Origin of the sequence: Chondrinema litorale (genome assembly GCF_026250525.1) — a bacterium.
Classification (GTDB): Bacteria; Bacteroidota; Bacteroidia; order Cytophagales; family Flammeovirgaceae; genus Chondrinema; species Chondrinema litorale.
This window is the reverse complement of sequence record NZ_CP111046.1, coordinates 272,264-294,383: the sequence shown is the minus strand read 5'-3', so window position 1 is coordinate 294,383 and position 22,120 is coordinate 272,264. Positions and strand designations below refer to the sequence as shown.

The window sequence follows — 22,120 nt, the reverse complement described above, 5'->3', positions numbered from 1 at the left end:
TATTATTTATTATTATGGATATAATATTATAAATATCGTTTAAAACACAAGTATTTATACTATTAAACCTGTTTAATAGGTATAGCAAAAATAATTTCATTTAGTTTTTAAGAGCTTTAATTTTTGTGTTATAGAATGAATATTAAAAGCTATACAACATTCATCCATTGCTTAAACTCTGTTACTTTGGCCTTGCTTATTATTACTGGTTCTTGGGGTTTGGGCGAGATGTTAAGATGTAATCTACGGTTTACATAATATTCAACATCAACAATAGAATCTCGCTTTACAATGAATCTGCGATTTACTCTGTAGAAATTATTTGGGTCTAATTTCTCAGCTACTGCATCAAGGCTTTGGTCTAAGGGGAAAAGTCGGCTATCATCCGTTACGCATTTCACCATGCCATAATCTGCTTGGAAATAGCTGATTTCTGAAACTCCAACTGGTACTAATCGATCTTTGTAGGGTAATAAAAAATTCTTTTGATAACGCTTTTCTTGTTTTAGTTGATCGTAAAGGTGTTGGACGGTATCGGAGAAATTATGTGGCTCCTCAGATGGATTATTATCTAAAAACAAGCGCTTATACTTATCTACCGCCTTTTGCAACGATAATTTTTTTATTGGTTTTAAAAGGTAATCTACACTATCTAGCTCAAAAGCTTTAAGTGCGTATTGATCATAAGCTGTACAAAAAATAACTGGCGATTTACATTCAACCTGTTCAAAAATCTCAAAAGAAAGCCCGTCATTCAAATAAATATCTACCAGGATCAGATTGATATTTTCAGTTTTTGAAATAAATGCAACAGCCGATTGTATTGAATCGACAACCGATAAAATCTTTATCTTAGGATCAATTTCTGTAAGCAGTTTTACTAGTTGTCTGGCAAGATTTACTTCATCTTCTATAATCAATACATTCATTTTAAAAGAGGGATTTGCACGTTGAACAATGAGTCTGTTTTCTTGATGATTACTTCTTTATCTGATAAATATTTGTATCGCTGGTTGATATTGTATAAACCTAATGAATGATTATTAGCTACAAATCTTGGTCTTAGATTGTTCTCCACTTCTAACTGTTCGTCATTCGAGTGAATGCTAATGCAAAGCGGGTGTAAAGAATCAAAATTGTTGTGTTTGATGGCATTTTCTATGAGCATCTGAATAGAAAGTGGCAATACTTTAGACCTCATAAATTTACAGTCGATGTTCTTTTTTATCATTACAGCATCACCAAATCGCTCTTTAATTATTCCCAAATACACATTTACAAAATCCATCTCTTCAGTAAGTAAAACCAGATTTACACCTTCATTTTTCAATACATAGCGATACACATCAGATATATCATATAAGAATTTCTTTGCTTTGTCGGGAGACTCATCGATCAATCCATTTAAGGTTGAAAGTGAATTGAATAAGAAATGTGGATTGAGTTGTTCTTTTAAATTGGCAAACCTAGCTTCGGCTGTTTCTTTTTGAAGAATTTCATTTTTTAACCTCATTTGGTAGTTATCTCGCATAAATCGATAAACCGTTCCGATTAGCACTGAGACCAACATGAGCACAAGGCTAGACATCATCAAACCAATTAAAATACCGCCATTACTGTAATCTAATTCGGCTCTTCTGGGAATAGAAGTTATCTTTTCTGCTCTGGGTACAACCAGTATAAATTGTAGTGGAATAAATATGAGGAGGTTAAATGTAATGATGCCCAAAGGCTTGGTAAGGTTAAAACTCAGCTTCCCAATATTGATCTGATTATAGAAAATATTAGCCGACAAGAATAAAAGCGAAACCATAAAAATGAGCCCAATTCTGCGGATATAATCAAAAGCATCGAATTTGTAAATATCTAGCTCTGTTAGGCGAATCATTACATTTACCTGAGAGAGACCCATCATAAAAGTGATGATCATAGCTGTGAGCATCACCACTATTACACGCGTATAAAATTGCTTCATTTTTATCTCATAACTTAGATTGTATTCGCAATTATTTTCCAATTCAAGCACTCTCACAATACCTCCTTGCTCTTTGTATTAATTTGTTAGAAACCCCTGTTTTTACTTCTTTGAAAATAAATCTGCACAGTATATTGAGAAGCATCTCCCAAAAACACTTCTGAAATATCCGTTGCTGCCACTGTGGTTAATCCGTGATAATACCTAATACCCAATGGACCAATTTTAATTCCTCCAATTAGTCCATAATCGAAGTCGTGAATATCATCTTTATCAAAGCTGCCATAGCCGGCTACAAATTGCCCGTCAAAGTCGAAAGAAGTGCCAACTGGCAAAGCGCCATAAGCTCCTGCTTCTATTTGAAAGAGTCTGCCTATTTTATAACCGACAGCGACTGGCAATTCCAGATAGTTAATTTTATAAGTAATGTCTCCATCGAACACACCCAAATTACTTGGGTTGTATCCTGCTTTGCCGCCTTTCATAGAAAAAGCTAGCTCTGGTTTTAGAATCGTATTTTCACCAAGTGGAAATGAAGGGGCAAAACCCAAATGGAAACCAGCTCTTACACCCGAATCATTTGCATTAATCGGAGACAGAAAGCTAATACCAACACCTTTTTTAAAGTAACTAAATATTTGACCAGCACTATTTCGCTGAGCATAGCAGCTGTTTCCGATTATAAGGAGCAACAGAATAGTAAATATATTTTTTAGCATGGTTGAATTTTATTGAGGTAGATTTTATAAAAGGAAGAGACCGAAGCGGTCTCTATCCTGGAAAGGAAACCAATTACATGAAAAGAAATTGGCGATTGTTTTTGCTACTTCCAGTTGCCTGAACCACGGCGATTCCTCATCTCTTGCCTTACATCTTCTTTCATTTTGAGGTATGTTTTATACTGGTCTTTATCTAGTATTTCTTTTACTTCTTTATCTTTTTTGCCACTCATACTTTGCAACTTATTTAGAGTTGACATAGACCTTCCTTCTGCCACAATCGATTCCATTTCTTTTACATACTTCAGGTTTACATCGTACATTTTTTCTTCCTGATCGTCGTAAAACTCGATTTTCTCCTTTTGCTTTTCAGTTAACAGTTCGGCTTTTTCTTCGGAGGTCATGTCTGCCATTGCACCGTTTTGCGCATAGGCTGAGCTAGCCAGAAAAAAGACAAATAAGAGGTTAAATAATACTTTAAAGTTTAATATGCTCTTCTTTTTTTGATCTTCCATTTTTACTGATTTTTATGGTTATACATAGTTAATTGTTATTGATTTACACTAAAGAGACTAAGCAAATAAAGCTGCTAAATGAGCCCATGAGCCGAACAAATTCGGGGTTGAACTAAAAGTTGAAATCGTTTTGGAAATCAAGCTCGTTGATGTCGGAAGCGTTGATGTTCCTCCTTTTTTTATAATTATTGAAGCGATAACTCAGGTTGAGAGAAACCACGGGTGTATAGGGCAAAAACTCCATGCTATTCAAGAAGTATTCGCTGCTACTCACATTAGAGAATTTGATCATGTTAAACACATCTCGCACTTGTAAAGCAGCATCTAACTTACTTTTAAACAAAGGTTGTTTTACACCTAGCATGGTTGCATAAAAGCCTTTGCGTTGCCCTTGTGAGCTGGCTAGTTCACTGTTATAAATTACATTAAACTGAATAACCGTATTGGTTTTTGAGATTCTGAAAGTTGAGCCAAAACGTGCATTCCACGAGTTGGATGAGTTATTTACTTCTTCGCCAGAAACATCTCCATTTATGTTGTAGCGATAAATGCTGGTACTGCCATTAACTCGCCACCAATCGTTAATTTGCATACTTGCCAGAATCTCCGTACCATAAGAATAATCTTTGTCGAGGTTATCGTAAGAGAGCAACAGCAAATCGTTTTCTTGTGCCAACCATACAGGACTAATTTTGTCATTTGTTTGTCGATAGAATATTTCGGCAGATAGAAAAGACATCATAAATCTTTTGATCACACTTAATTCTAAAGAATGTACATACTCTGGTAGCAATTCAACATTTCCGCTTCGCTGACTCTTTTCGTCAATTAATTGCAGATAAGGATTTAACTGTTGCACAGCAGGACGATTGATACGTTTACTGTAGCCTAATTTTATCTGGTTAAATTGTGAAAAGTTGTAAGAGATATTGGCTGATGGAAATATATTGAAATAGCTTTCTGTATTGCTTGTTGCTGCCTGATCAATTTCCCGATCTGTGATTTCTGGTCTCAAACCTATTTGATAAGCAAAAGATTCTTTTTCACCAGTAAACTGTAAATACCAAGCATGGATGTTTCTTGTTAGTTGGATGTTATTATCAGTTGAAGTGTTTTCATCCACTGAAGTAACAGCTATGTTCTGGTCTAAATCATTTGTCTCATACCTAAGTTGATAGCCCAACTCTAACCTATTATTCCCTTCGCCAAATGGCTTTACATAATCGAGGTTTAGCCTGAGTTCATCTTCTGTTCCATCTTCTAATGAAAGCTGATCTACAATTAAATCTCCTGTTGTCCAGTCTGTATTAGCAACTTCTTCGATCAATACATCTTCTTTATTTCCATCTGAAACCTTATAGAAAAGATTCGCACTAAATTTATGACCCGAAGACAAATCGAATAAATGATCGTAGCCAAAGGATGAAGAAATGAAATTACGGTCATTTTCTGCGATAGAATTAGAAATTGTATTTTGTGAAGTATTGGTTAAGGCAGTTGTTTGAGAATCAAATTCACGTTCGAATTTTAACTTGCCAATATTTAAATCCCAAGTGAAAGTGTTTCGAGTATCTACATTGAAAGTTAGACCAGTTTTAAATGTATAATTCTTCCGATAGATACCGATATCCATATCTGAATTTCTGATTAAAGTATCACTCTCGCCATAGTTTTCTCTAATTCGTGAGCCCTCACCTTCCATAGGCGTATATTGGATGTTAAAGCCTGTAGAAAAAGTAATTTTATTCCGAGTTAATTGGAAGCTAGCATCAGAAGAATACCTTGTGAGCCAATTAGCTGTAAATCCACCACTGGCATTTACAACACCGCTAAATCCCTCAGAGAAGTCTTTTTTTGTAATTACATTGATAATACCCACTTCTCCCTCAGAATCGAACTTAGCTGATGGATTTGTGATAATTTCTACGCTTTCTACCGTATTTGCCGGAATTTGCTGTAGTGCATCACTCCCTCTTAAAGCTGTAGGTTTTCCGTTTACCAACACGGTAAAATTAGAACTCCCACGGAGTGTCATATTCCCATTCATGTCTGTTTTTACTGAGGGTTGATTTTCCAAAGCTTCTACCAATGTGCCTCCCTGTGCTGTAATTATATTGCTGATATTGATCACTTTTCGATCGGCTTTAAATACCACATCTTCTCTTTGTTCAGTAATTACTACTTCTTCTAATTGCTCTGTATCTGGCTCGAGTTGAATCTCCCCAAAGTAGATTTCTGGTTTCTTCGGCAGTATCAAAATCTGATTGATTCTTGTCTTTTTGTAGCCAATAAAACTTATTTCCAAATTGTAAATTCCTAGACTTAAATCTTTGAGTGCAAACTGTCCTTTGGCATCTGTAAGAGTACCTTTTACGGCTTCATTTTTCATAAGGCTATAAAGTGCTACTGTCGCATATTCCATAGGTTGGTTACTTTCCTTATCTCTAATCTCACCGTAAATGGCACCTTCTATGTCTAGATTGGGCAAATCTTGCGCACTCAAATTATAAATAAGACAAGGTGCTAGTATAATAATCAAGATCGCGCTTATTATTTGTGCTTTCATTTTGCAGGTTGTTATTGCATGTTGATTTCCAGATAGACGGTATCGCTGGCAAAGCCAGAAAAGATTCCTACACCATTGTCGATATTGGTATAAGGTTCGTTTAAGTCGCGCGAGTCTTGTTGAATAGTCTCGTAAAGCAAGGCATATTCTTCATTTACTCGGTACAGAATAATTCTATGTGTGCCAAACTGTGTAAAATGCACAAAGGGAATTAAGGTGAAGAAATCGTTTTGAGTTGGAACAGATGTAAACTCGAAGTTGAAACTCAAAATATCATTTACATCAATTGGTTCTGGATCACTTTCTATGTTTTCGATTACCAAATAATAATAATCTCCATTTGGATTGCTCCATTCCACATTTACGTTGCTATTTCCACTCTGAGCCAAATCTCTGATATCGAATATGTCGACTAACTGTGGTAATTCAAGCGCATCGGTAGATAGTTCTAAATTATCTGGTGCCGGCGGAACAGTAGTACTAGAAGTAATCATTTCTCCTTCGTACAGAAAACTAATCTCATAAGTCTCACCACTGAGAATCTCCAAGTCATCGCCGGGATAATAATATTTTCCACCTCCACTATCTGCATTTACCAAGGCATAGGACTGACCTTTCCATATGATTTCTATGTCTAAACCATCAATTTCATTATTTTCTACTGATGATTCGAAAGGAACTACTTCTGAAATTTTTATATCGTCCACCTCATCTCCCATGTACAGAAATGCTTCTACAACAGGCAAGGTATCATCTAATTCGAATTCTGGCACTTCTTCACAGGCCAATATCCATGAACCAGAAATAATGATTATAAGGAATTTGAATAGGCTGTTTTTCATTTTTATGCTCATTAAAATTTTACACTTACATTAAGGTTTGGCGTAAATCCAATTAGGTTTACATCGGTTTCAATCACTTCTTCTTCCTCTACCAAAAATTCTTTGTACCAGATGTTTTTGCGGTCGTAAAGGTTGAAAAGAGAAAGACCAACTTGACCACTTCCTGTTGATCCTAGTTTGAATTTGTAGTTTACAGACATGTCTAGTCTATGGTAATCTGGCAATCGGAAAGAGTTCTTCGCTCCCACACTGATGTAATTGTAGGTGGTGCCATCGAGTGTGGTTAATTGGTACTCGCCATAAGGAGCTGTATAAGGTTTTCCGGTACCAAATACCCAAGTTGCTCCAAAATCCCATTTGCCGATTTCATAAGTTCCGACCAGATTAACTTCGTGTCTAGTGTCATGCAAAGCATAGTAAGGATCGTCGCTAATTCCGGGAATATCGTGCACAACTTCGCCCAATGTGTAACTTGCCCAACCTTTAAAGTTGCCCGATTTCTTTTGTATCATCCATTCAACACCTCTGGCTACACCTGTTCCATCAAAGAAATAATCGGTATCTTCTAGCTCATCTAAACTGGTGGCAGCTTGTCGGTTGCTGTACTCCACAATTCCATCAAGCGATTTATCGTAGACTTCTACATCAAAAAGCCAAGTATCTGTTTCGTAGCTAAAACCACCGATTAAGTGCCTAGAGAAACTTACTGGGCTGTTTAAGTCGTCTGCTAAGAGCCAAAAATCGCGGCTACCTTGAGATACATCTTCACGCACAATTCGGTTTACAAACTGGTAATATCTGCCCCATGCCGCTTTTAATTTGAACTTTGGAGTTACTTTAAATGCAGCTGAAACCCGAGGTTCGTAATAGAATTTGTCTGTTACATCGAAATAGCTCGAACGAATACCTCCTATTAAAGTAAGCTGATTATTAACCTCCCAAGTATCTTGTAAATAGGCTGCTACTTGTACACCATCGTTATCTTCTTCAATCAGGTTTAATGTATCATTGGCGGTTAATGAGTATGAGATATCATTGAAAATCGATTGTACACCAAACTCCATTGTATGTTTTTGGCTAATGAGATATTCGTTGTTGATGGCAAATGAATAATCGAAAAGGTCATTTACTTCTACTGTTCCAACACTGCGGTTAATCACCGAATCTTCTCGGTCTATCAAAACATCACTAATACGGTCACGATCACTGAAATAATTAGAAAAACTGGTTACTACTGTGGAGTAGAATCGGTCATTCCATTGGCGAGCCCAACGCAAACTGGTTCCTACGTTTCCCCATTGCAGCAAATCGGTTACATCAGTTTCGATAAGCGAAGTTTCTCCATTGTTATCTTCGAAACTGTTTGAGCTAAATCGAGAGTTATCCAGATCATCTTTTCCGCTGTAGTACGAAAGTGAAATTACATCTTTGGTAGAAGGTCTAAAGCTTAATTTTACATTGGCATCGTAGAAAAAGAAAGTTGGCTCAGTTTCTTCTTGCTGAGTGCTTCCCCTTCCTGATCTTGATTGCGTTTGATTTTGAGAAGCTTGTGAAGCAATGTTGGAATCATCATCATTATACAAATCGAAAATATCGTTGTAGATTCCACTGGTGATAATATCTGTGTATGACCTTCTACCTGCTACAAATAAATTCACATTATCGCCAATAGGTATCTCTAAATAAGCATTTGCACTAATGGCTCCTATGGCAGCTCCGCCAGAAAATTTATTTTGGTTTCCGGTTTTACCTGTTAGCTCCATTACACTAGAAAGTCGTCCACCATATTTGGCTTCGAAACCACCTTTGTGGAGTTGCACATTCTTTACTGCATTTGGATTAAAAGCACTAAAAAAGCCATAAAAGTGATCTACGTGATAGACTGTAAAACCATCGAACACAATCAGGTTTTGATCAGGTGTACCTCCGCGAACGTACAGTCCAGATGAAGCTTCGTTGGTGCCACTTACTCCCGGTAATAACTGTATACTTCGGAAGATATCTTTTTCTCCCATGCTTGGCAAAGCATTGAGTGCTTCTGGAGAAATACTTATCTGGCTAATTTTGTCAGTGGCTCTAATCATCTGGTTATCCAGATTTGAACCACTCACTACCACTTCTTGCAGCATCTGTTCAGAGATACTCAGTTTAATTATCAGTGGATTTTGATTTTTTACATCTTTGATGGCCACCTCAGAGGTATTGTAACCCACATACTGAATGGTTAAAGTGAGATCGTCTGAGGGCAGGTTGAGTAGTGTAAAAAAGCCGTCTGCATTGGTGGTTGTACCAATGCTTAAATCCTTTACACCTACTGCGGCATAGGCTAAGGCTTCTCCGTTTGCCTCATCGACTACTTTGCCGCTGAGATTAAACTTTTGCGCCTGAGCCTGCAAGACAAATGCTATAAGCATTGTCATTATAAGTACAGTTCTTTTCTTCATAGTTAAATTATCTGTTTCTGCAATGCTAGCAGGGTATTGGGCATGGTTTAAGGGAATTCGTAAGGAAACTGCCATATTTAGGAATGAACTTGCCCTTATCTGGATTGAGGTTTTTGTAGCAGAATTATGATTTTGAGAAAGATGTTTTAACTAAGTGAGAAGGATGTTCGATAATAGATAAAATCTATGGGTTTACTTTTTAAAATATGTGTTTCCGATTAAAGTAATTATCGAATTAATTTAATATTGATGTTTGATTCTTAAGGTTTAATTTTTGTAATTGATAATATATTTCGCTCTATTTTTTATTGAAGTTTAGGTAAAATAAACTATAACAGCCATTTCGAGATTTTCTTAAAATTGAAAATATCAATGACTCATTTAGTTCGTTTTTGTAGTCTAAATGCATTTTTAATTTTTTACACAGTTATGAAAAAAAGCAATTTCTTTAAACTACTATTTGTATTTGCAGCTATTATTATTGGCTTAAACAGTTGCGATAGCGAAGAGGATCCAGTTGAATCGTGCTCTCAGGATGAAATATGCACAGCAAAAAATGTAACAGCTTGTTGCGATGAGACTTCTTGTACTTATGAGTATGATGGAAAAGAATATCAAGAAAGCGAATTAGACCAATTGGCAGAAGATTTAGGTTGTACAACCTCTGGCGGTAGATATGCTGCTAATTCAGATTTGGAGGAGGTAAAATTACAATTATTGGATTTGGTAGCGAGAGCCAGAAGTGGATTAGAATAATTATTCCATTTTGAAGAAAAAATTATAGAGTTGGTAAACCATTTGGTTTACCAACTCCAAAAACCTGAAGATTTAGTTACTTTTTTGAGTGATCTTTCCAAAGCTCCACCTCTAGGATTTATTTTAATTATTTTACCAGAGCCATCAATTAGATAACTCTGCGGAATACTTCTTACTTGATATAATTGAGCAGCTGCATTATCCCAACCTTGCAGATCACTTACATGGTGTTCCCAAACTAAATTGTCATTTGCAATTGCTTTTTTCCAAGGGGCTTCTTTGTTATCAAGCGAAACACTGAATATGGTAAAACCCTGTCCGTTATCAAATTCTTCATCTTTATATTCTTCATAAACCTTTACCAAATTGCGGTTTTCCATTCGGCAAGGCTTACACCAAGCAGCCCAAAAGTCTATTAAGACTACTTTCCCTCTTAAAGATGATAATTTTATTTCTTGACCATTTACATCTTTCATAATAATGTCTGGTGCTGTATCTCCCACTTTGAGTTCTTGAGCTGATACAGCCAATGTTAAAAAGCTAAATGCCAAGATTAAATAAAACTTCATTCGATCAGAGTTATGTTAATTAATAGTTATAGCAGATTTTAAGAATGCATAGTTATACTAACTTTTTTTGCAAAAGGTTATTTTACGCCAGTATCAAATACAAACATCGAAGGATAAAATCTTAGTTTTAATAACCGCTCCTTCGATCTAATATCTATTCCCATCTTTTGTTGATTTTCTTCTGTATCAAAAAAATTCGTGCTTTTACCATCTATACTAGTTGCTTTAAGGTATTTAGGTTTTTTATCCTTGTCTTTCTTACTCTTTCCTATAATGAAATCTCGCAAACGAACAGCTACTCGATACGTATAATCTTCTCCAAAACTTTGCATACCAACCACCGAAATTTCAGAAAATGCATTTGTGTTAATGCTAGTTTTGGGAACATACATTTTATTTTCTAAGATAAATAGGTGGCTCTCAATAGTTTCGAAAACTAAGGTATCCAGACTTTTTACACCAGGAATTAAGGATGACATAGAGCTTACAGGCTCATAATTATAAAAGCCTCCTTTTTCAAGTGTAAAATCACCCGACACTTTCATATTAGGATAGTATATAGAATCGCCAACCATCTGAAACTGAGTATAAAATGCTTCTGTAGACAAAATACCGGTTAAGTGCTTATCCATTAAATCTGTCTGGCCAAAATTATCCATATCGTGCAGTAGCTTTCTGATATCCATCTTATAAATCTGATTTCTCATATCTATTTTCATGGTATCTTCTCTGAGAATGATATTCATAGATGAATTCATACTACCATCAAAAGCATTTACAAATAACTGATCAAACACATAAGTCTCGGGTGTAATTTTAAACTTAGTGGTAATTTTTTCTAGTAATGCATTATTGTATTGGAAGCTATTTACATAAATCCTTCCCTTCACTTCGTAATCCATATCCCAAGTCGGTTCTTTATCAACCTCATTGCCATCTTTGCCTACTACTACTTCTGTCTCTGAAGTTGGTTCTTCGCTGGAACTATCAGAACCAACAAATGTCTCCATCAATTCAGCATAATTTAAATCTTCTAATCGCCAAACACCTTCGATTTGCAGCGTACCAGGTTTATCTTTTAAAATGGTATTATACAAGTTGGTGATCAGCGTGGTATCAGATTTAAAGGGAATATCGCTATAGCTACCAGAGAGGTTGTAGATAGAAACTTTCTTTGGATTTACATTCACCTTTGCAGAAAGTTTCTTTAGATCCATATCTGTTTCAGGCAAGTCAACTGAGATATCCTCAAATTCAGCATATAAAGTGCTGTTATCATAAACAATATCCATAATTTGCTCTGAAATAGAATCTAGGTTCAGTGTACCTTGTGTATGTATAAAAGCATAAATATTTCCATCAATATCGTTCAACACAGAATCTGGAATAAATTTCTTTAGCTTCGGCAAGTTTACCATAAAGGTATCTTGTACTACAAAGGTCGGATGGTTCAGGTTTTTTACAGAGACTTTTCCATTCATTAATAAACCGGGAGTAGAAAAGTTTTTTACGAACAGATTGAGTTTAAGCTGATCCAGTTTATTGATAGAACCCTCCCAAATAGCTCTTAAAGATTCATTTTTAAGAGAAAGATCGTATTCTGGTAGATCAATTTCAAATCCATCTAATAGTAACTCATTACTTTCATAGCTCAGTTTTCCTGCTAGGTTTTGTAGAGAAAGTGATGAATCTAAATCTACATTTAAACTATCAAATTGCAATGATGCTTGTGTGTTTTGCAATACATAATCTGTAAAATCATCGGTGATTGAATCTGGCAAAACACCTTTTGTTTTCATCGCCAAATTGATGTAACCATCGAAATCTTTTACTAAAGAATCTGGAACATAAGCTTTCCATTTACCCAACTTCACATTTAGGCTAGTGACAACATCATATTCAGGATGGTCTATGTTTGATACAGAGCCTTTTAGAGCCAGCATATCATTATTGGTGGTGAGGTTAAATGTATCAATCGTGATGGAAGTACTAGCATTAGTTCGCAAGTAACCATTTGTTGCAGAACCTTTTATAAAGAAGTTATCTATAGCAGGATAGTCTGCCCACTTAACATGTCCATCTGAAAAATCAAATTTACCATTTACCAAAGGCAATTTTGTGTCAGAAACAATGCCTTTTACATCTGCTTGTAGGTTCAGTATTCCGGCTAATTGGCTTAGCTGATACTCTGTAATATACTGTTGAGGCGCGTACTTGATTAGTTCTTTCAGATTAAAGTTTGTAGCTGTAATTGCTAAATCGGTGTCTGTTACACCTTCTTCTCTGAGTACAACTGTTCCGTTTAACCCAAGTGCTGCACCTTCTGTATTTATTTGCAGTTTTTCAATTGCGATGGAATCAGAAATGTATTTGATGGAAAAGTCCAAATCTGTCTGAGCCATTTTGTACAGATTGGTATCATCAAACTTACAATTTGTCAATTGTATAATTCCCTCAGATACAATGTCCATTCTAAGGCTATCTAGAAAAGCACTACCCTTTATATCTTGAATATAAGCTTTTGCTTCAGCCTTGTTTAGATCGTCTTTGTAATAGCAAGTTAAATCTTTAAGAGTTAACTTTTTAAGTGCAAAGTTTAATGCTGTTGATGTGGTGTCTTCTACAGTTGTTACTGTGGTATCTTGATTAATGAGGAAATCAAAACATGATACACCTGCTGTGTCAACTTCATATTTTAAATATCCGCCACTTACCTCTATTTCTCGAACTCTAAAAATATTATCTAGCAAAGGTTCTGATAAAACTGAAACATATAGCTTATCGAAGCGGGCTAAAGTATCTATAGACTGTACTGCACTGGAATCACTATCGTTTAATCTGCTTCCCAACCATAATCCATTAAACTGCACAGTAGCCAGAGGAAATTCTTTTATAAGCGTGAAAGATACACTTTCCATACCCAATGGAGCATCTAAATATTCACTTACCTCGGAAACTGCAAGTTTTGTGATTTTATCTTCCATTACCAAAGCAGTTACTATTAGCCCTATAAATAGGGTTAATAATACCAATATGGTAATAAAGAAGATTTTAAAAACTCTCTTCATATACAAACCAGAAAAATCTCACTTTAAAGTTAAAAATGTTTAGTCGTGTATTAAGTTTCCTATTTTTAGAACTGTAAGTTTCAGTATTATTTTAATCCAAAGCTCATTTATTTGAAAAAAATTCCTGTTACACCATATACTTTAAGATAACAAAGTATGCGATAAAAAAATAATATAATTTACCCCTAGTTTTAATTGGTTGAATTGATATGAATTAGAACTAGGGGGATTTGTGTGTACGTAACAAAATTTTTAAAATCACCCAGCCTTTAATACTGTCAAAATACCTGTTTTGTTAGCTTTTTGGTAATAGATAATGTACACCCCACTTGCCTGATTAGAGATGTCTATAGCTATATTTTTTGTTTGTTTTGCTTTTAGGTGTGATGATATAAACTTGCCATTTATATCGAAAACTAAAACACTGGCTTTTTCGGCTTCATCAGAAGAATCTTCTATCATAAAATTACCTGAAGTTGGATTGGGATATACTGTTAACTGACTATTTAATTCTTTATCTTCAATACCAGTTATTTCTAAAATTTTGAGCGTATCTGTTGCAGAACCTTGGTAATTCTTATCAATTACATCTGCCTCTACCAGATAATTACCTAAAGCACTTGGAGATTCTTGCTGACCATTATACAGTATTTCTACCAACAAACCTACCGGATTGGTATTTACACTTACATAAGTAGGTTTGCCTGTATAAACTTGTTCCAAATTTGACAAAGTTACTGTTGCACCTGCTTTTTGTATTTCTAATTCACCATTGAATTGACCTGTGTAATTATCATCATTTGTTTCAACTACTACATCATAAGTTCCGGCATCTACAGGTTTGCTCATATTACCATTATAAGTTGTAATAACATCTACACCCAAAGGGTCTGTTGTAATATTTACAGCTTTGCTGTTGCCATCGTAAACATGCGAAAGATCACTAACAGCAAAGCTTACTACCATAGGTTTTATTTTTAAAGTAGCTGATTTCGTAAAGGTTTCTCCTTCGTATTCTACAGAAACTTGTACTTGATAAGTACCTGCATTTGTTGGGAGAGATTCGCTATTGTTATATAAAACTTGGTAAGTTAATCCTACGGGATTTGTGCTTACATTTACTTCTTTTGTAGATCCATCATAAGTATGCTCAGTCTCAGTAATGTTGATTGTAACTACTGCTTTTTCTGAAATTAGTAATGTTGCTGAAGCTTCTCCTTCATAATTTGTTTCGTCGATACTAACAAAAACCTGATACGAACCTACTGCAGATGGTTGAATTTCGGAACCATTGTAAGTGATTAAATAATTTAAGCCTACTGGTTCAGTACTAACATTTACAGACTTTGGAGAACCATCTGTTGTATGTGCCAAATCGGAGATAGTAATTTTGGCTGTTGCTTTATCGATAAGCAAAGTTGCAGTTGCTGAGCCCGTGTACAAGTTACTAGTAGAATTAACCTTTACCTCATAAGAGCCTGCGTTTTTAGGGTAACTTGTTGAACCATTATAAGTAATGGAATAGTCAACTCCTTCTGGATCACTTGTAACTGATACTTGCTTGGCAGAGCCATCGTAGGTTTGTTCTGTGTCTTCGAAGGAAAAGGTAACAAGATTTTCTACAACTGTAATTTCAGCTTTGGCAGTTGTACCACCTAATCCTTCATTATCATTACTTAATGATGCTTGAACCAGAAATGAACCCGTTTCTTTAGAATCTTTATCAGGTGTAAATTTTAAGCCTTTTACTACTTCTGATGCAGCAACAAATGATGAATTCAGAATTTCAGTTGTTCCATTGTTTAAGAACAATTTTCCTTTTTGTATTTCAGTAATTTTGAAAAAAGTGACCTCTTCTCCATCAACTTCATTGGGTTTAATTACAAGGCCACTTCTGGTTTGTTGATTTATGGAAGTGTTTGCATTAGTTACTGATGGAGCTCCATCGATAATGGGTAATATTTTGATTTTGAAAACAGCTTTATCACTAGTATTTTCATTTTCACCTTCTGATAATCCATTATCAATAAGTTGGATTTCGAAGGTTGCTTCTCCATATGTATTTGTAGCGGACTGAAAAGACAAATTGCCATTGAAGAGATCAATTTGAGGAGCTTGACTAAAACTAAGCGATCCTGAAGTAGCTATTTTAGATAACTGATAACTTAATTGTTGAGCTGATTCGTCAGTTGCAGAAGAAGGACCTGATGCAATATTTTGTAAAAATCCATTTACAGTAACTAAGCTTGCATCTTCATTTTCTTCGATGGTTGAATTACTTAGCGTGAATATTGGAGCATCGTTTAAAGGTGTAACTGTAATGGTGATCTTATATGCTGCATCACTATAACTAAAACCATCACTAACTTTAAAATGTAAAGAGGCATATTCTTCTTTATTTTCGTTTGATACAGGCTTAAATTTTAGCTTACTGATATTTGAGCTTGAAATCTCTTGATTGATCGAGATGGCCTCACCACTATCTTCTGAATTGTTACTGTTATTATCTAAAAATAAATCTCCTTTAGCAGGTAAACTTGTAACCTGAATTTGTTCAAGTTCATCGTCTTGATTCTCATCATAAAAAGGAAAAGAACTCGAATTGAAAGTGTATGTATTATCTTCTGGAATAGAAATATTAAATGCTGCCGAAGTTGGTTTTTGATTGGGGGCATACTTCCATAATTCTCTACCATGTTCCCCATCGTCTGCAATGAAGAATAAGACTTCTCCATTACTAATTAAGTGCTCAGGATTACTTCCTGTTTCTCCAGGAATAATATCTGCAAAAAGTTGAGTGCCTTCTTCTGTTCCATCTGTTACCCAGAGTTCATTACCAATTTCTTGTTGACCAGCAGAGAAGAATATTTTGTTATTATATTTCCCTAAATAACTAGGTGCGTAAAGGTTGGGATAATTTAATCTTTCTTCAGTACTTAGAATTGTTTTAATTTTTGATATTGATCCTGTATTGTAATTGTATTTCCATAGACCAGTCCCTCCACTAGATTCATAAGGATAGACACCAATACTTTCATATGTTTCAGATATTTTTATTTCATTTCCTCCTATTAATATTGTGGAGTCATTAAAATTGAAAATATCATTTTTGCTATGTGAATATGACGGTAAAGTGCCATCATTTTTAATTATTATCTTATTAATCCTATCTAAGATTTTTTTGAACTCTATTGGGAAATAAAAAAAGCCATCATTGAATCTACAAAAGATATGTAGCTCATTATTTAGATCAAATGTTTGCCAATCATTCCCTGAATAAAAATAAACCTCTTCCTCAATATCAGAATCACTGATATAATTGATAAAATAATCCTTATAACTATTTAGTTCTCTATAACTATAATAGTATCTATCATTAATAGTTTGTTCGAATTCAAAATCAGTTAAATAGTAATATCGATCTTTAGGATTTCTATCAACCACTTTCTTTAAATAGTTTCTCGGTCCATCAGTCCTCCAAATATCTCCATTAACTATAAAGTACAAATAGTTGGTTGTACTCGCTATGCCTCTAATCGTCAACTCTTCTATAATCTCATATTCAGCAAGCATGGTAGTATTTCCTGCCGTGCCATCTGTAATCCAGATACTTTGTTTTTCAGGATTTACATATGTGTTAAAAACTAACTTGCCTTTATACTCAGTAAAATTTACAGGATTTATACTCGAACTTCCAGGGTTAATGTCTTTTACAATTTGAGTACCGCTTGTGGTGCCATCGCTTTTCCAGACTTCACCTCCATAGGTTTTATTATAAGCAGCAAAAAATAAAGTACCATCAATCTCGGTGAGCTCACTTAAAAAACTACTTCCAGAACCCGGATTGATGTCTTTTACCATGTAGGTTCCGGCTTCTGTGCCATCACTTCGCCACAATTCTCTACCATGTGTTCCATCGTTGGCAGCAAAATAAAGAATGCCATCCATCACTACAAACTGGTCGGCTTCACTATCTCCTGCACCAGTATTTATGTCTTTTAATAATTTTACATCTGAGAGTTTATCCTGAGAAAAAACTATAGCGGCATATCCAAGCAGCACTAATAAAAGGGCGAATCGTTTCACTTAAATTTATTTTCATCTTCTAATGATCAGAGCTAGTTCCCTTGGATTCGAGCCAAATTTAAATATTAAAAATCACTATCCAATTTTGAGGATTAGATTTTGTAGCAATGTCTCACTCCCATATATAAAAATACCTGTAAGCAGGTAATCTTGATTTCTAATAACAATATGCACCAATCGAGTTTGATTAATAATGATATTTTATATAAATTGATCAAAATCACTCCAAACGTATTTTCAATCGAATTTTCAACTAAGCTTTCAGCGGAATTTTAAATCAATCTTTCAGCCGTATTTTCAACTAGAATAATAACTTCTATTATTTAAAATTTTTTTATCTAAACTGACAAATTGCTCTAATATGAATATTGTACTAGACTACGGGCATGGTGGTATTGATAGTTACGGAAAATACACCACTGCACCTCACAAAATGTTTACTTACCCAACTGGAGAAGTAGCTTACGAAGGTTTTTTTAATAGGCAAATTGGTGGATTGGTTGAGATATATCTGAGATCGCATTACCCTCAATACAATGTTATTACCACTGTAAAAGCTACAGACTACAGAGATGTTCACCTATCTTATAGGGTTAAAGTGGCTAATGAGTTTAATCCCGAAGAAACCATATTTATCTCTTTGCATTCCAATGCTTCTTTTGAGCATACAGCTAGGGGTTTCGAAATTTACACTACGAAAGGTATTACCAAAAGTGATGGCTTGGCTACTTGTATTGGCGACTCTGTAAAAAAATATTATGATGAAATGGGGCTGAGAGTAAGACAAGATTATATAAGTGATGGTGATATTGATAAAGAGCTAGATTTTTATGTGCTCAGAAAAACTAGATGTCCCGCTGTACTCATCGAAGCATTGTTTTTCGATTGTTGGGATGATTACATTATTTTAAAAGACCCTGCTTACCAGAAAGAATTTGCTTGGAATGTTTATTTGGGCATTATTAAGTATTTGAATAATTTATGATATTAGAGTCATAGATACTTTTAAACAAACTATTTTATCATGACTAAAACACCACCAAAAGATAAACCTGAAACTATATTAGAAAATAATTATGCGCTTTCTGAAGCCGATTATATAAAACAAAGGTTAGACGATCAGATAAAATGGTACAGTAAAAAAAGCTCTAACAACAAGAAGCAGTTCTATACTGTAAATATTCTGGTAATTACCCTTTCTGCCTTTATTCCATTTTTATCGGGTTTAACAGCCATTCCATATAGCACTCAAATTACTGGCTTTTTAGGTATTGTAATCGCAGTGGTTACGGGGCTTTCATCACTCATGAAATACCAAGAGAATTGGATTACTTATCGCAAAACAGGTGAGCAGCTCAACCACGAAAAATACATGTATGCAACACATTCTGAGCCATACCATGAAGACGATTCCAGATTTAATTTACTCGTTCAGCGTGTAGAAGAAATCTTAGAAAATGAGCACAAAGAATGGACGAGTTATGTAAATAAAAAAAGTAGGTAAGCTAGTACAAATACTAGCCTTCCTACTTTTCAATTATAGCTGTTTTTGCTTAAACCTATTAGCCACCAATAATTAAAACCCAAGGCGCATTGCTTGGCGCAGTAAAAACTGATTGGGATGCATCTGTTGTTCCTTGTTGCTCAATAGCTCCATTTTTTGGGTTAAACCAATGGTATTTTAGTCCGGCAGGGATTGAGTTAATTTTTATTTCTCCTCCATTGTTTAAATAGCTAATGTATAGCTTATCTTCTTTTGCGAGCAAAGGTTGATTATTGGTTGTTAAATCCCAACGTTTTTCTATATCGACGATGTCTAAATTACCTAGTGCTTTTGATACCAAACCCACATAGTTGGCACCTTCTTGATGCATGGCTTCTTTCCAAGATTTGTTTTGGCTTGCCCATGCAGACCAACCTTCTTCTTCTGGCGAAACTTTCCACTGCCACAAAGCTGCCGCTCCATAAACTACTCCCATTGTACCGCCAGACATAAGTTGCATCCAAGCTTCTTCTCCTTGCCACCAACCTAAACCGTTTTGTCCAAAATTTACACCTTCGTAAGTTGGTTCTCCGTTCATGCTTGCTTTAGTGGGTTTGTTCTCATACATCCTTTCCACTTTATGATACAGATGCTCACCATTATGCCCGGTTTGTGCCCACTGGAAATCTAACCATGTTTCTGCTTGGTGTACTTTGTTATAATGTTCACAATCTTTAATCGGATTGTCTACTGCCCATGGAGCTACATAATCGTCGCAAGGGTTATAATGCAAACCTGTAGGTTGGTGGTAAGCATCCCATTCTTCGAGCATTTCTCCACTTTCTTTTACACCGGGATCGTCTCCCCCGTTATCGCCAGCAATTAGCCAAAAAGCTGGTTGACTGCCATATCTGGCCAATAAGTATTTACAGTATCTCACATATTCCTCTGGCTCTACATAATTGCCTAACACATCTAAGCCTTTCCAGCCAAAACCATGGAATACTGGTTGGTAAACGGGCACAATCTCATGATCTATGAGTATGTTCATTAGAGTATCCATATACTGAAAATAACTTGGAACTAGATTATTGATATGTCCATCTGATAAATCAGTAAATCCTCTTTTAAAGCCCAATTCTGTATTTCTTTTATCTGGTCCTTCAGCTTTCATATCTGGTTGAACAGACATCAATAAAGCTGCATTAAATCCCTTTTGCTGCCTATCTTTTGCATAAATCTCCACCTGCTCTTTGGTAGCTCTAAACGGAATCGACCAAGGTGTGTCACCTACTACTAAAAACGAAGTTTTATCTTGATGTACCACATTCCTTTTCCCTTGAGACATTTGTAACAAACCATGTTTTAGTAGCTCATTATCACCTTCGTATGCTACAGACTGAATTTTACCGGTTTTGCCATTGAGTCCTTTGTCTGTTTCATTAGAAGCAAAAGTTTGCCATGTCCAAACAGCATTAGAATCTGGTGGTGCAAATCGCAATTTCCATGTTTTATCACCATCCCAAAAAGCGGGTCTCTTTAATGTTTCTTTATCTTGATTTTCGAAAACTGCCCAGACTTCTACATCGGTATAAGGGTTTTTATAATCTCCTTCGGAAGTGAGTGTAATCTCATAAGTGCTCCATTGAGGAATTTTATCTAGCGGTTCTTCAGCTTCTTCTTTATTACAAGCTAATAGTAACAGAGTTATAGCTAAGATAGAATAGGTAGTAACGTGTTTTTTCATCTTCATCAAATTTTGAGGAAGATATTTTTTTTTAGCTAATTATAAAAATTCAAGCTAAAAATAACCAGACAGTACGGTACACGTGAAGTCTGGTTATTTTAAGACTTTTCTATCACTTCACCATGTGCCTATAATAAGTTTCCATTACTATTGGAGCATTTTCTGGTAAAAATTGCTTTTGCTTTTTGTATTCTTCTAATTGCAAATAATCTTGATGGTAAGCCTGCCAAGCTAACAAATATTCTTTTAGTGTAATGGAGTTTTCGAAGTTAAACATCGCCTCTGCTTTGTTAAGAAATGAGGTATCGTGCAGCAAAGACATATAAATAATAAGGCTTTCCCAATAGTGCTTAAAATTGTATTTGCCAGAGTAACGTGCTACAGCAGATCGTAAAGGTCCACCATAAGCAGGGTTTGCCCCTGCTGCCATATAAGTTGCCATCATTCTACCGGCAGCATCTAAATTTAATAATGGATTAAAGCGTTCATCTGCTTGAAAAAGAGAAAATGGATACTCTCTATTTTTTTCAACCAAATCTCTCAGCTTTCTTCCGAATTCCTCATCGCGATGCATGGTCGCTTTTTCGAAACAAACTAACCCAAATTCACTAGCAATTGAAGGCTGCATGTGGCATAAACCAATTCCACCATCGTCTAGGCTATTTGGTAAAAATGGCAAGCCACTACTCTCTTGTATTATCATGCAGAGCAATAAACCCGAAGGCAAAAAGTATCTTTCCTCAACAGCAGTAGTAATGGGTAAAAAGCGCAAAGCATATAACACTTTACCTACGTTACGATCGTAATCTGCACCTACAATACCAAGTTTGTTTTGTTTACCCGGTATAGTTGCTTGTGGATATGGAAAAGAAGGTGCAGTAGAAAAAGACAATTGCAGAGTTTCTTTTCTCATGTTTTTTACTGATTCTCTGCGAATAGTATCTTTTAATGAAAGTGGAGATAATTTAACCCAATCGTTTAAAAATAAGCTTTTTTGTACTGTTTGTACCTCTTCTGGTTTTCGAATCTTATCAGTAAAATAGCCAAATATCCATCCATCAACACCATCTTTAGTTTCTATGAGGTACCAAGGCGAAGATGGCTTTTCTCCATTTTTAAAATTAAGTGTATCTGCAAATGATGTTTTAGCTAGTAAAGTGTATTTTTCACCTTCTTCTGCGGTGCCTAACAATTCTGCTTTGCTATCAGGATACTTTCTAATATTTACATTGGTAGAAGGCTTTAGCATAGGATTACAAGCTGAAAGTAATACTATGAGTAAAAAAATACTGGTTTGTTTAATCATAAAAGCTATTGTTATTTTAAGAACTTAATGATAGTACTCAATCG

The 22,120-nt window shown here is 35.2% G+C and carries 15 protein-coding genes; 3 read left to right on the top strand and 12 right to left on the bottom strand.

The annotated features are described in order from the left end of the window. Nucleotides 1–149: 149 nt before the first annotated feature. The 7 genes from OQ292_RS26065 to OQ292_RS26035 form a co-directional block, all read right to left on the bottom strand. Nucleotides 150–929, bottom strand: coding sequence for a LytR/AlgR family response regulator transcription factor (locus tag OQ292_RS26065; protein WP_284687120.1), 780 nt, complete (start codon nt 927–929; stop codon nt 150–152). Next, entirely contained in the window at nt 926–1,975 is a 1,050-nt protein-coding gene (locus OQ292_RS26060) for a sensor histidine kinase (RefSeq protein ID WP_284687119.1), read from the bottom strand. The genes OQ292_RS26065 and OQ292_RS26060 overlap by 4 nt, the downstream gene beginning before the upstream one ends. An 86-nt stretch (nt 1,976–2,061) precedes the next feature. After that, nucleotides 2,062–2,694 carry a porin family protein gene (locus OQ292_RS26055; RefSeq protein WP_284687118.1) on the bottom strand — a complete coding sequence of 211 codons (633 nt, stop codon included), beginning with the start codon at nt 2,692–2,694 and terminating at the stop codon, nt 2,062–2,064. 104 nt (nt 2,695–2,798) lie between these two features. Then, nucleotides 2,799–3,209: a hypothetical protein gene (locus tag OQ292_RS26050; RefSeq protein ID WP_284687117.1), complete on the bottom strand. Its 411-nt coding sequence runs from the start codon at nt 3,207–3,209 to the stop codon at nt 2,799–2,801. Between the two features lie 112 nt (nt 3,210–3,321). Further along, entirely contained in the window at nt 3,322–5,775 is a 2,454-nt protein-coding gene (locus OQ292_RS26045; RefSeq protein WP_284687116.1) for a TonB-dependent receptor, read from the bottom strand. An 11-nt stretch (nt 5,776–5,786) separates the two neighbouring features. Further along, complete coding sequence (locus OQ292_RS26040; protein ID WP_284687115.1) at nt 5,787–6,617, bottom strand: DUF4249 family protein; 831 nt, start codon at nt 6,615–6,617, stop codon at nt 5,787–5,789. An 11-nt stretch (nt 6,618–6,628) separates the two neighbouring features. Further along, nucleotides 6,629–9,136 carry a TonB-dependent receptor gene (locus OQ292_RS26035; RefSeq protein ID WP_284687114.1) on the bottom strand — a complete coding sequence of 836 codons (2,508 nt, stop codon included), beginning with the start codon at nt 9,134–9,136 and terminating at the stop codon, nt 6,629–6,631. Nucleotides 9,137–9,490: 354 nt separating this feature from the next. Between OQ292_RS26035 and OQ292_RS26030 the strand changes: the two genes are divergently transcribed. Continuing rightward, the gene (locus OQ292_RS26030; RefSeq protein ID WP_284687113.1) at nt 9,491–9,817 is read left to right on the top strand and encodes a hypothetical protein; all 327 of its coding nucleotides are present in this window, start codon (nt 9,491–9,493) and stop codon (nt 9,815–9,817) included. Nucleotides 9,818–9,864: 47 nt separating this feature from the next. Here OQ292_RS26030 and OQ292_RS26025 read toward each other — a convergent pair whose 3' ends face one another. The 3 genes from OQ292_RS26025 to OQ292_RS26015 form a co-directional block, all read right to left on the bottom strand. After that, on the bottom strand, nt 9,865–10,386 hold the full coding sequence (locus OQ292_RS26025) for a peroxiredoxin family protein (protein ID WP_284687112.1): 522 nt from the start codon (nt 10,384–10,386) through the stop codon (nt 9,865–9,867). 77 nt (nt 10,387–10,463) lie between these two features. Next, nucleotides 10,464–13,370, bottom strand: a complete 2,907-nt coding sequence (locus OQ292_RS26020) for a hypothetical protein (protein WP_348970663.1) — start codon at nt 13,368–13,370, stop codon at nt 10,464–10,466. Between the two features lie 342 nt (nt 13,371–13,712). Continuing rightward, the gene (locus OQ292_RS26015; protein ID WP_284687110.1) at nt 13,713–17,540 is read right to left on the bottom strand and encodes an MBG domain-containing protein; all 3,828 of its coding nucleotides are present in this window, start codon (nt 17,538–17,540) and stop codon (nt 13,713–13,715) included. Nucleotides 17,541–17,901: 361 nt separating this feature from the next. Between OQ292_RS26015 and OQ292_RS26010 the strand changes: the two genes are divergently transcribed. Further along, nucleotides 17,902–18,525 (top strand): N-acetylmuramoyl-L-alanine amidase family protein, encoded by a 624-nt coding sequence (locus OQ292_RS26010; protein ID WP_284687109.1) that lies wholly within the window; start codon nt 17,902–17,904, stop codon nt 18,523–18,525. 39 nt (nt 18,526–18,564) lie between these two features. After that, nucleotides 18,565–19,044 carry a DUF4231 domain-containing protein gene (locus OQ292_RS26005; RefSeq protein WP_284687108.1) on the top strand — a complete coding sequence of 160 codons (480 nt, stop codon included), beginning with the start codon at nt 18,565–18,567 and terminating at the stop codon, nt 19,042–19,044. Nucleotides 19,045–19,102: 58 nt separating this feature from the next. Here the strand turns inward: OQ292_RS26005 and OQ292_RS26000 are convergent, their stop codons facing one another. Together OQ292_RS26000 and OQ292_RS25995 are read right to left on the bottom strand one after the other, a co-directional pair. Next, nucleotides 19,103–20,770 carry a glycoside hydrolase family 140 protein gene (locus OQ292_RS26000; RefSeq protein ID WP_284687107.1) on the bottom strand — a complete coding sequence of 556 codons (1,668 nt, stop codon included), beginning with the start codon at nt 20,768–20,770 and terminating at the stop codon, nt 19,103–19,105. Between the two features lie 112 nt (nt 20,771–20,882). Next, nucleotides 20,883–22,076, bottom strand: coding sequence for an SH3 domain-containing protein (locus OQ292_RS25995; RefSeq protein ID WP_284687106.1), 1,194 nt, complete (start codon nt 22,074–22,076; stop codon nt 20,883–20,885). Nucleotides 22,077–22,120 lie beyond the last annotated feature (44 nt).

Coding starts and splice junctions, on each gene's coding strand:
- OQ292_RS26025 (WP_284687112.1), bottom strand. CDS start 10,386: ATGAAGTTTTATTTAATCTTGGCATTTAGCTTTTTAACATTGGCTGTA.
- OQ292_RS26005 (WP_284687108.1), top strand. CDS start 18,565: ATGACTAAAACACCACCAAAAGATAAACCTGAAACTATATTAGAAAAT.
- OQ292_RS26045 (WP_284687116.1), bottom strand. CDS start 5,775: ATGAAAGCACAAATAATAAGCGCGATCTTGATTATTATACTAGCACCT.
- OQ292_RS26000 (WP_284687107.1), bottom strand. CDS start 20,770: ATGAAAAAACACGTTACTACCTATTCTATCTTAGCTATAACTCTGTTA.
- OQ292_RS26040 (WP_284687115.1), bottom strand. CDS start 6,617: ATGAAAAACAGCCTATTCAAATTCCTTATAATCATTATTTCTGGTTCA.
- OQ292_RS26010 (WP_284687109.1), top strand. CDS start 17,902: ATGAATATTGTACTAGACTACGGGCATGGTGGTATTGATAGTTACGGA.
- OQ292_RS26035 (WP_284687114.1), bottom strand. CDS start 9,136: ATGGCAGTTTCCTTACGAATTCCCTTAAACCATGCCCAATACCCTGCT.
- OQ292_RS26020 (WP_348970663.1), bottom strand. CDS start 13,370: ATGGAAGATAAAATCACAAAACTTGCAGTTTCCGAGGTAAGTGAATAT.
- OQ292_RS25995 (WP_284687106.1), bottom strand. CDS start 22,076: ATGATTAAACAAACCAGTATTTTTTTACTCATAGTATTACTTTCAGCT.
- OQ292_RS26065 (WP_284687120.1), bottom strand. CDS start 929: ATGAATGTATTGATTATAGAAGATGAAGTAAATCTTGCCAGACAACTA.
- OQ292_RS26030 (WP_284687113.1), top strand. CDS start 9,491: ATGAAAAAAAGCAATTTCTTTAAACTACTATTTGTATTTGCAGCTATT.
- OQ292_RS26055 (WP_284687118.1), bottom strand. CDS start 2,694: ATGCTAAAAAATATATTTACTATTCTGTTGCTCCTTATAATCGGAAAC.
- OQ292_RS26060 (WP_284687119.1), bottom strand. CDS start 1,975: ATGAAGCAATTTTATACGCGTGTAATAGTGGTGATGCTCACAGCTATG.
- OQ292_RS26050 (WP_284687117.1), bottom strand. CDS start 3,209: ATGGAAGATCAAAAAAAGAAGAGCATATTAAACTTTAAAGTATTATTT.